The sequence below is a fragment of the Kitasatospora sp. NPDC085879 genome, from assembly GCF_040686255.1.
Lineage (GTDB): Bacteria > Actinomycetota > Actinomycetes > Streptomycetales > Streptomycetaceae > Kitasatospora.
The window spans coordinates 45,337-54,409 of sequence record NZ_JBFBJZ010000052.1 but is presented as its reverse complement, the minus strand read 5'-3'; the positions used below and the strand labels follow the sequence as shown (position 1 = coordinate 54,409).

Annotated in this window: 10 protein-coding genes; 3 read left to right on the top strand and 7 right to left on the bottom strand. The window is 74.8% G+C overall.

The genetic code is table 11. The features are described 5' to 3' along the window. Positions 1–42: 42 nt before the first annotated feature. The 3 genes from AB0P35_RS30710 to AB0P35_RS30700 form a co-directional block, all read right to left on the bottom strand. On the bottom strand, positions 43–1,515 hold the full coding sequence (locus AB0P35_RS30710; protein ID WP_363517250.1) for a SulP family inorganic anion transporter: 1,473 nt from the start codon (positions 1,513–1,515) through the stop codon (positions 43–45). 46 nt (positions 1,516–1,561) lie between these two features. Next, positions 1,562–2,164 (bottom strand): carbonic anhydrase, encoded by a 603-nt coding sequence (locus AB0P35_RS30705; RefSeq protein ID WP_363517247.1) that lies wholly within the window; start codon positions 2,162–2,164, stop codon positions 1,562–1,564. A gap of 177 nt (positions 2,165–2,341) precedes the next feature. After that, on the bottom strand, positions 2,342–2,713 hold the full coding sequence (locus AB0P35_RS30700; RefSeq protein WP_363517244.1) for a hypothetical protein: 372 nt from the start codon (positions 2,711–2,713) through the stop codon (positions 2,342–2,344). A 317-nt stretch (positions 2,714–3,030) separates the two neighbouring features. Between AB0P35_RS30700 and AB0P35_RS30695 the strand changes: the two genes are divergently transcribed. From AB0P35_RS30695 to AB0P35_RS30685, 3 genes are read left to right on the top strand one after another with little or no spacing between them, the layout of a single operon-like run. Then, the gene (locus tag AB0P35_RS30695) at positions 3,031–3,714 is read left to right on the top strand and encodes a VanZ family protein (protein WP_363517241.1); all 684 of its coding nucleotides are present in this window, start codon (positions 3,031–3,033) and stop codon (positions 3,712–3,714) included. A 15-nt stretch (positions 3,715–3,729) separates the two neighbouring features. After that, positions 3,730–5,376, top strand: a complete 1,647-nt coding sequence (gene pgm / locus AB0P35_RS30690; protein WP_363517238.1) for a phosphoglucomutase (alpha-D-glucose-1,6-bisphosphate-dependent) — start codon at positions 3,730–3,732, stop codon at positions 5,374–5,376. Positions 5,377–5,393: 17 nt separating this feature from the next. Further along, positions 5,394–5,921: a PadR family transcriptional regulator gene (locus AB0P35_RS30685; protein ID WP_095871467.1), complete on the top strand. Its 528-nt coding sequence runs from the start codon at positions 5,394–5,396 to the stop codon at positions 5,919–5,921. A 3-nt stretch (positions 5,922–5,924) separates the two neighbouring features. Here AB0P35_RS30685 and AB0P35_RS30680 read toward each other — a convergent pair whose 3' ends face one another. The 4 genes from AB0P35_RS30680 to AB0P35_RS30665 all read right to left on the bottom strand — a co-directional run bounded on the left by AB0P35_RS30680 (position 5,925) and on the right by AB0P35_RS30665 (position 9,000). Continuing rightward, the gene (locus tag AB0P35_RS30680) at positions 5,925–6,947 is read right to left on the bottom strand and encodes a hypothetical protein (protein ID WP_363517234.1); all 1,023 of its coding nucleotides are present in this window, start codon (positions 6,945–6,947) and stop codon (positions 5,925–5,927) included. A gap of 131 nt (positions 6,948–7,078) precedes the next feature. Then, entirely contained in the window at positions 7,079–7,660 is a 582-nt protein-coding gene (locus AB0P35_RS30675; RefSeq protein WP_095871465.1) for a TerD family protein, read from the bottom strand. A gap of 145 nt (positions 7,661–7,805) precedes the next feature. Next, complete coding sequence (locus AB0P35_RS30670) at positions 7,806–8,036, bottom strand: hypothetical protein (RefSeq protein ID WP_257018879.1); 231 nt, start codon at positions 8,034–8,036, stop codon at positions 7,806–7,808. A 112-nt stretch (positions 8,037–8,148) separates the two neighbouring features. Continuing rightward, a complete protein-coding gene (locus AB0P35_RS30665) occupies positions 8,149–9,000 on the bottom strand; it encodes a YncE family protein (RefSeq protein WP_363517230.1) in 852 nt (283 codons plus the stop codon). Positions 9,001–9,073: the final 73 nt, after the last annotated feature.

Below are 9,073 nucleotides of genomic sequence, written 5' to 3'. Positions count from 1 at the left end.
GCCGGCTGCGCCGGACGTGCCGGTCGTAGGCGCCGGAGGTGATCAGTTCGGCGAGGGTGCGTGCACCGGGTCGACCCCGAGCTCGTTGTGCCGGCCCGCCCAATCCTGCAGCGCGGTGCGGCAGGCGTGGTCGAGGTGGCGCAGCGCGCTCAGGTCGAGTTCGATCGGCCGGTCCCGCGGCAGCGCCTCCAGGGTGTCCAGGATGCGCGGCAGCCGCAGGAAGGTGGCGTTGCCGGTGACCGCGACCCGGATGGGGCCGTCCGCGGTGTCCGTCACCTCCAGGTGAACGGAGGAGGTCTCCCAGGCGGTCTTCAGCACCGCGAGCACCAGGCCGAGGAGTACGCCCTCGAACATGTTGGTGGCGACGATCGCGACGGCCGTGGCCACCAGCACGACGGCTTCACCGCGGTGCGAGCGCCACAGCGGCCGGATCGCCGAGACGGGCAGCAGTTTGCAGCCGGCGTGCACCAGGACACCGGCCAGGGCGGCCAGCGGGATCACCCCGAGCGCGGCCGGCAACAGGGCGGCGAACAGCAGCAGCCACAGGCCGTGCATGACCCGGGCGGCCTTGGTGCGGGCGCCGGCCTGGACGTTGGCCGCGCTGCGGACGATGACGGCGGTCATCGGCAGTGCGCCGAGCAGGCCGCAGACGGTGTTCCCGGCGCCCTGCGCGATGAGCTCGCGGTCGTAGTCGGTGCGCGGGCCGTCGTGCAGCCGGTCCACCGCGGCGGCGCTGAACAGGCTCTCCGCGGAGGCGATCAGGGTGAAGGCGAGGACGGTGGCGATCGCCCCGGCCTCGGTGAGCACCGCGAAGCCGGAGGCGTCCGGCGGTTCGATCACCCCGAGCAGGCCCTTCACCTCGACCTTGGCGATCGGCAGGCCGAGCGCGGCGACGGCCGCGGTGGCGAGGCCGACCGCGGCGAGCGGTGCGGGCAGGGCGCGGGCCTTGGCGGGCATCCTCTTCCAGAGCACCAGCACCGCCACGGTGCCGGCGCCGACGGCGAGCGAGGCGAGTCCGGTGGAGGAGCCGGCGGTGTCGGCGACCAGGCCGGGCAGCCCGGCGATGTTCGATGGGCCGCTGCCCCTCGCCTTGGCGCCGGCCAGCGCGTACAGCTGCCCGGCGATCAGCACCAGGCCGATGCCGGCCAGCATGCCGTGCACCACGGACACCGAGATGGCGCGGAACAGCCGGCCGAGTCTCAGTACGCCCATGAGCAGCTGGAGCAGGCCGGCGGTCAGCACCATGACGCCGAGCGCGCCGATGCCGAACTCGGTGACTGCCTCGTAGACCAGCACGGTCAGGCCGGCGGCCGGGCCGGACACCTGGAGGCTGCTGCCGGGCAGCAGCCCGGTCAGCAGGCCGCCGACGATGCCGGTGACCAGGCCGAGTTCGGCGGGGACGCCGGAGGCGACGGCCACGCCGACGCAGAGCGGCAGGGCGACCAGGAAGACGACGAGGGAGGCGGCGAAGTCCGCCCGGAGGGCGGGCGGGTCGAATGCGGTTGTGCGCAACATGAGGTCCTCTGTGGGTCGGTCGTGGAACGGCCGGCTCAAGGGCCGCTCAGAGCGGGAGGAAGGCGTCGTGGTCCGGCCGGTGGGCCAGGACCAGGCCGGTGTGCACCTCGTAGAACCAGGCGTGCAGGCGCAGTTGCCCGTCGGCCGTGCGGCGGGCGATGCCCGGGTAGTCGCGCAGCCGGTCGAGCTGGGTCAGGACGTGCCGCTGCACCGGGCCGGCCACCGTGGGGTCGAAGATCTCGGCGCGGCCGTCGGCGAGCGCGGCGCGGTCGGTGGTCGCCAGCCAGCCGCGGACGGCCGGCACGGCGCTGAGGTCGTCGCCGCGGACGACCGCGCCGACCGCCCCGCAGTGCGAGTGGCCGCACACGACGATGTCGCGTACGCCGAGCACCTCGACGGCGTACTCGACCGTCGCGGCCTCGCCGGACGGGTGGTCGACCCGGTAGGGCGGGACGATGTTGCCCGCGGTGCGCAGTTCGAAGAGGTCGCCGGGGTCGGCACCGGTGATCAGGGACGGGACGACCCGCGAGTCGGAGCAGGTGATGAACAGGGCCTGCGGGGACTGCCCGGCCGCCAGGCCGAGGAACTGCCGGCCGTCCTGGGCGGCCCGGTCGCGGAAGGAGCGGGCGCGGTCGATCAAGGGGTCCATCGGGGCATACCTCCATGGCCCCGGCGCGCGGTCGCGCGGGGGCGTGATGTGGACGAGGGCTTCCCGCCGCGTCGGGCGGCGGTCGCGGTGAGCGTGCGGCGGCGCGGCCGGGCGCGGGTCAGCGCGGCGCGGTCGCGGGCCGGGCGGCGGGGTCCGACGAGCGGGCCCCGGGCACGGTCAGCAGCGGAAGACCTGGTACACGGAGGCGGTGGATCCACCGGTGGGTCTGGACGGGTAGGGGAGGGGCGCGCCGGGCGCCCCGGGCCGGGCGGACGGGTCGGCGGCCGCGGTGGCCGCCACGGCGGGGGCGACCGGCCGCAGTACGGTGCCGCCGCCCGGGGCGGGCCGGCCGGCCGCGTGCGGGCCGTGCCGCAGCGGCACACCGGCCGGCAGCTCCTTCTCGGTCTCCTTGTGCTCGGCGATGTCGGCGGAGGCCGCGGCCGGGACGGCCTGGCGGGGCTTCAGGGCGCCGGAGGCGCCGCCGCCCAGCAGCAGGGCGAGGCCGAGCAGGGCGGCCAGCAGGCCGGCGATCGTGCCGCGTGTACGCACCGGTGCTCCCCCTCCCGTGGCCGGCCGGCTGGACATGTTCACGTTGATAAACGCATGTGATGACGGATCAGTTTCCTCGACATGTGGAGATCGTGACGGGAAAGCGGCCGGTATCGGTACGTGTCCGAGCGATCCGCCTGTGAGTCACGGTGACGGAGCGTGAGGGGGAGCAGGAAGGGCGCACGGGGGTGACGTCACTCGTGCGTGTGATCGTCCGGCGAATCCCCGTCCGCCGGGGCAGAGCCGGGGTCCGTCACTGCAGGTGGCGAACCGGGCACGGCGCGCCCGGCGTCCCCGGTTCCGTGATCAAAGCTGTCATGGACGCATCCCCGCTGCTGTGGCCCGGGGTGCTCGGCTCGCTCGTGCTGGCCCTGCTGCTCGCCCGTCCGGCGGGCCCCCTGCTCGCCGCGCACCGGGTCGCCGGCTTCCTCCTCGTGCTCTCGCTCGGCGGGATCGTCACCCTCACCCTGCTCCCGGACATCCGCCGCCCGCTCTGGGAGAACGCCCGCTACGCCGCCGACGCCTGCGTGTTCGGCCAGGCCGGGCCGCGGCCGCTCGCCGAGCTGCTCACCGCCACCCAGAGCAGCCTCAACGTGGCGCTGTTCGTCCCGCTCGGCGCCGCCGTCGCGCTGGCCGGCACCTGGCCGCGGCGGATCGCCGGCACGGTCACCGCGCTCGCCCTGCCGGTCGGCGTGGAGGCCCTGCAGTACGCGCTGCCGGTGCTCGGCCGGGCCTGCGACGAGCAGGACGTCTGGGACAACCTGTTCGGCCTGGCGATCGGCGCGGTGCTCGGCCTGATCGGCGCGCCGCCGGTCCGCGGGGCCGTCCGTGCCCTGCGGGCCCGGCGCACCGCGATGGCGGCGGTACCGGCGACAGGGCCGACCGGGTTGGCGGCCGAATGCGGTGCGGCGCCCGGGGTAGGTCTGAAGGCGAACGCGCAGCGGCCGCCGACGGAGGCGGCACCCACTCCCCGCCCCTCCGGTCCGTACCGAGGGCGGTGACCAGGAGGAGAGACGATGGTGCACGCTCGTGCCGGCCGGCCCGCCGGTCCGGAGGACCTGGTGGACGTGGCCCGGCTGGTGACCGCGTACTGGACGTTGCATCCGGACCCGACCGAGCCGGGCCAGCGGGTGGCGTTCGGTACCTCCGGCCACCGCGGCTCCTCGCTGGACACCGCGTTCAACGAGGACCACATCGCCGCGACCACCCAGGCGATCTGCGAGTACCGCGCGGCCCAGGGCACCACCGGCCCGCTCTTCCTCGGCATCGACACCCACGCTCTCTCCGAGCCGGCCCGGGCCACCGCCCTGGAGGTGCTCGCCGCCAACGGCGTCACCGTGCTGCTGGACAGCGCCGACGGCTTCACCCCGACCCCGGCGGTCTCGCACGCGATCCTCGCCCACAACCGGACCCACCCGCGGCAGCTCGCCGACGGCATCGTGGTCACGCCCTCGCACAACCCGCCGCGGGACGGCGGCTTCAAGTACAACCCGCCGAGCGGCGGTCCGGCCGGGTCGGCCGCCACCGGCTGGATCCAGGACCGCGCCAACGCCCTGATCGAGGCCGGCCTCGCCGGCGTCCGCCGCATCCCGTACACGCGGGCGCTGGCCGCCGACACCACCGGCCGGTACGACTACGTCACCACCTACACCGAGGACCTCCCGCAGGTGCTCGACCTCGACGCCGTCCGCGCCGCGGGCGTGCGGATCGGTGCGGACCCGCTGGGCGGCGCCTCGGTCGCCTACTGGGGCCGGATCGCCGAGACCCACCGCCTGGACCTCACCGTGGTCAACCCGCTCACCGACCCGACCTGGCGGTTCATGACCCTGGACTGGGACGGCAGGATCCGGATGGACTGCTCCTCACCCTCCGCGATGGCCTCCCTGATCGGCCGCAAGGACGAGTACACCGTCGCCACCGGCAACGACGCCGACGCCGACCGGCACGGCATCGTCACCCCCGACGGCGGCCTGATGAACCCCAACCACTACCTCGCCGTGGCGATCGACTACCTCTTCCGGCACCGCGGCGGCTGGGCCGAGACGGCAGCGGTCGGCAAGACCCTGGTGTCCTCCTCGATGATCGACCGGGTGGCCGCCGAGCTGAAGCGCGAGCTGGTCGAGGTGCCGGTCGGCTTCAAGTGGTTCGTCGACGGGCTGCTCGACGGCAGCGTCGCCTTCGGCGGCGAGGAGTCCGCCGGCGCGTCCTTCCTGCGCCGGGACGGCTCGGTGTGGACGACCGACAAGGACGGCATCCTGCTCGCCCTGCTCGCCTCCGAGATCACCGCCGTCACCGGCCGCAGCCCCTCCGCGCTGTACGGCGAGCTCACCGCCCGGTTCGGCGACCCCGCCTACGCCCGGGTCGACGCCCCCGCCACCCGCGAGCAGAAGGCCGTCCTCGGCAGGCTCTCGCCCGCCCAGGTCCGCGCCGACCGGCTGGCCGGCGAGCCGGTCACCGCGGTGCTCACCGAGGCCCCCGGCAACGGCGCCGCCATCGGCGGCCTCAAGGTCTGCACCGAGAACGCCTGGTTCGCCGCCCGCCCCTCCGGCACCGAGGACGTCTACAAGATCTACGCCGAGAGCTTCCACGGCCCCGCCCACCTCGCCCAGGTCCAGGACGAGGCCCGCGCCCTGGTCGCCGACGCCCTCGGCGGAACGGACTGACGATCTAGGATCACCTCATGTCGCTGCCGCACGCCATCCTCACCGCCCTGCTGGAGAAGCCGTCCTCGGGACTGGAGTTGACGCGCCGCTTCGACAAGTCGATCCGCTACTTCTGGTCCGCCACCCACCAGCAGATCTACCGCGAGCTCGGGCGGCTGGAGAAGGACGGCCTGATCCGCGCCGTCCCCCAGCCGCCCAGCCGCGGCCAGCGCAAGGAGTACGAGGTGCTCCCCGAGGGCCGGGCCGCCCTCACCGAGTGGATCGGGCAGCCGCAGGACCCGCGGCCCATCCGCGATCCGCTGCTGCTGCGCCTGCGGGCCGCCGCCGCGGTCGGCGCCGGCGCCGCCCTGGAGGACGAGCTGCGCCGCCACCTCGACCTGCACCAGCGGCAGTTGGACGAGTACCGGGAGATCGAGCTGCGCGACTTCCCGGCCGAGCGGGCCGGCGGCGAGAACCGGCTGCAACACCTGGTGCTGCGGGCCGGCATCGGCCTGGAGACGTACTGGGTGGAGTGGCTGGAGGCGGCCCTCGCCACCTACGAGTGAGGGTCAGTGCCCCCGCCGCCACTGGCGGAACCGCCACACCAGGCAGGACCCGATCGACACCCCGACCACTCCGGCGGCGACCGCCAGCCAGCGCTGGTTGGCGATGTGGGCCCCGGTGAATACCATGATCACCGATACGGCGAACGGCACCACCAGCACCGCGATCGTCCGCAGGAAGACCAGCATCGCGAGCGGCCGCACCCGGCCCCGCCCGCGGGTCCGTGCCGCCTGATCCCGCTCGTCCTCGACCAGCCCGAACAGGATCGACGCCCGGGTCGCCAGCCGCAGCGTCGCCGAGCGGTACGCCACGCCCAGCACCGGCACCCAGACGAACGGGAGCATCAGGCCGACCGCGACCAGCAGCACCACCCCGGCCCAGCGCAGATAGCGCAGCCGCCCGGCCGCCGCGCTGCTACCGCCCGGCGAGATCACGCCGAGCACGTAGGCCATCCGCTCGACCACGCGCAGCCACTCGCGCAGCGACAGCTTCGGTGCCGGTTCGCCGGCCGCAGAGCCCTCCGCCGTGCCACCAGCCGTGCCGGCCTCCGTGCCCTCCGCCGCGCCCTCCGCCGCATCGTCCGGCTCCGGCAGCTCGGCGAGCGCCCGCCGGGCCTGCTCCCGGGTGGGGTAGGCGCCCTGCAGGACCAGCATGTCGACGGCCCGCTCGGGATCGGTGGCCGACCGTCCGGACAGCTCGGCGAGTTCCAGCACCATCCGGCCCTGGGCGAGCAGCGCGGCACAGAACATCACCGGGATCAGCCCCATGAAGGGCCCGCCGACGAAGGCGCCCTCCGCGATCGCGGTGTGCACGCCCCGTTCGACCACGGTGTCCTTGAGCCGCTCCGGCGGCACCGACCTGCGCATCTTCGCGAGCCGTTCGACGGACTCCCGGCCGAGCCGTTCGACGCCGAACAGCGCCGCCCGCTCCGCCATGTGCGTGGGGTCGTGCCGGATCCGCCCGAGCAGGTCGATCGGCGGCCACGGGGCGCGGTCGCGTTCGGGCGCGCGGGGCCCGGCACCACCCATCCGAGCTGCCTCCGTCCCGTACCGCGGCGGGCCGTCCCGGACAAGCCCGGGGGCCCTCGCCCCCAGTGTCGCCCGCCCCGCCCGCCGTGGCTCGCCGTGGCCGCTCGGCGGTGCGGCCCGGGCGGTGCGGCTCAGAGGTGCGGCTCGATGTCCGGGATCACGTCCTGGAAGGTCCGGCCCTGCGCGGGCACGCCGATCGCCGTCATCTGCCAGCCGCCGTTCGACCGGTGCACCTTCGCCATGATCTGCGCGGTGTGGCTGCCGCCGCCGGTCAGCGTGTAGCGGGCCAGCTCCCGGCCGGTGGAGTCGTCGACCAGCCGGCAGAACGCGTTCTGCACGTCCTGGAAGGTCTGGCCGGTGAACGAGTTGACCGTGAAGACGATCTGGTCGACCTTCTTCGGCACCCGGGTCAGGTCCACCGTGATGACCTCGTCGTCCGCGCCCTGCCCGGCGCCGCCGGTCAGGTTGTCTCCGCCGTGCCGCACCGAGCCGTCGGAGCTCGTCAGGTGCTGGAAGTAGACCACGTCCACCGGCGTGCGGCCGGCGAACAGCACGGCCGAGGCGTCCAGGTCGATCTCACGGGCCATCAGCTTGGCGAAGAACCCCTTGCGGGGCGCGGCCTGCCAGCCCAGGCCCATCCGCACGACCTCCAGCGAGCCACCGCCCGGCTTGCCGAGGTCGACCTTCTCGCCCTTGCCCAGGTTCACGCTCATCAGGCCCGTCACCCTTTCGCTGATCCGACGCCCTGCAGCCGGGACGCGCGCCGTGCGCGGCACTCCCGACGGGGAGGATCTTCCCACCGGGGGAGCGGTCGACTCCCGCCGCACGGGCCGGATGTCCCGGCCCGGACGCCCCGGCTCAGATGCCGCCGGCCGGCAGGAGCATCAGCTGCTCCGGGTCGAAGACCATCCAGCGCTCCGGGCCGCCGCGGCGCAGCAGCCGCACCCGGCACCACGGGCTGCCGTCCGTCGGCCGCCACCAGGCGTTGATCCGGCCGACCGCCCAGCTGCCGTCCTCGAACCGGACCTCGACCGGCTGGTACGCCCGCTCCACCTGCGCCTGCGGCGGCTCCCACGCCTGTGTCCGCACGTTGTCCACCGTCGCCCGCCTCCCGTGTCGTTCGCACCCGGCCGTTGGACTCTACAGCGCTGTAGAGCCGGGTGCGGGCGAACGCGCCGGGTGGCCGTCCGGAAACCCGCCGTCATCGCAGCCGCCGATCACCGCCGTCCCCGCGGCCCCAGAGCTCCACCACCGTCACCGTGCTCGCGAAGCCGTTCGCCACGTAGAGCTTGGCGCCGTCCGGGCTCACCGCCACCCCGCGCGGGCCGTCCGGCACCGCGAACGTGCCCGCCACCGCCCGCTCGTCGGTGTCCACCACCGAGACCAGGTCGAACGGGAAGTGCGCCACGTACAGCCGCCCGCCGTCCGGGCTCAGCGCCAGGCCGTACGGGCTGCGGGCCACCGGGATCCGCGCCGCCGCGACGGCCGCCGCGCTGCCCGCCAGCGAGCCGAGGCCCGATACGTCCAGCACGCTCACCGTGCCCGCGAAGACGTTCGCCGCGTACAGCAGCCGGCCGTCCGGGCTCAGCGCCAGCCCCACCGCGAAGTCCACCCCGGTGAGCCGGCCCCGCGGCGCACCCAGGCCGTCCGTGACCAGCACCGCGTTCTCGCGCGGCGCCGACACCAGCAGCCGCGCCCCGTTCGGCGCCATCGCCAGCCCGAACGGACGCTCCTCGAACACCGTCTCGGCCGCCACCGCGCCGCTCTCCGCCCCCACCACCGACAGCGCGCACCGGCTCGGGTCAGCCGTGTACAGCCGCTCCCCGTCCGGGCTCACCGCCACCCCGTACAGCGACGCCCCGACCCGGTGGACCGCCGCCACCTGTCGCCGGGTCGGCTCCACGGCCGTCACCGAACCCGTCCGCGCGCACGTCACGTACACCCGGCTGCCGTCCCGGCTCACCGTCACACTGTGCGGCCCCTGGCCGACCGGGATCGTCTCGAAGCCCCAGCCGTCGGCCGGCCCGGCCGGGACGGGGCGGGGAACTGCCATGATCTGCTCCGTTGACGAGCCGCGACGCCGGCACCTCCACTCTGGCCCGCCCACCCGGCCCCGGCAAACACAG

Bases quoted from the DNA above. Each gene is read 5' to 3' on its own strand.
- AB0P35_RS30705 (WP_363517247.1), bottom strand. From the start codon at position 2,164: ATGGACCCCTTGATCGACCGCGCCCGCTCCTTCCGCGACCGGGCCGCC.
- AB0P35_RS30680 (WP_363517234.1), bottom strand. From the start codon at position 6,947: ATGGGTGGTGCCGGGCCCCGCGCGCCCGAACGCGACCGCGCCCCGTGG.
- AB0P35_RS30710 (WP_363517250.1), bottom strand. From the start codon at position 1,515: ATGTTGCGCACAACCGCATTCGACCCGCCCGCCCTCCGGGCGGACTTC.
- AB0P35_RS30665 (WP_363517230.1), bottom strand. From the start codon at position 9,000: ATGGCAGTTCCCCGCCCCGTCCCGGCCGGGCCGGCCGACGGCTGGGGC.
- AB0P35_RS30685 (WP_095871467.1), top strand. From the start codon at position 5,394: ATGTCGCTGCCGCACGCCATCCTCACCGCCCTGCTGGAGAAGCCGTCC.
- AB0P35_RS30695 (WP_363517241.1), top strand. From the start codon at position 3,031: ATGGACGCATCCCCGCTGCTGTGGCCCGGGGTGCTCGGCTCGCTCGTG.
- AB0P35_RS30675 (WP_095871465.1), bottom strand. From the start codon at position 7,660: ATGAGCGTGAACCTGGGCAAGGGCGAGAAGGTCGACCTCGGCAAGCCG.
- pgm (WP_363517238.1), top strand. From the start codon at position 3,730: ATGGTGCACGCTCGTGCCGGCCGGCCCGCCGGTCCGGAGGACCTGGTG.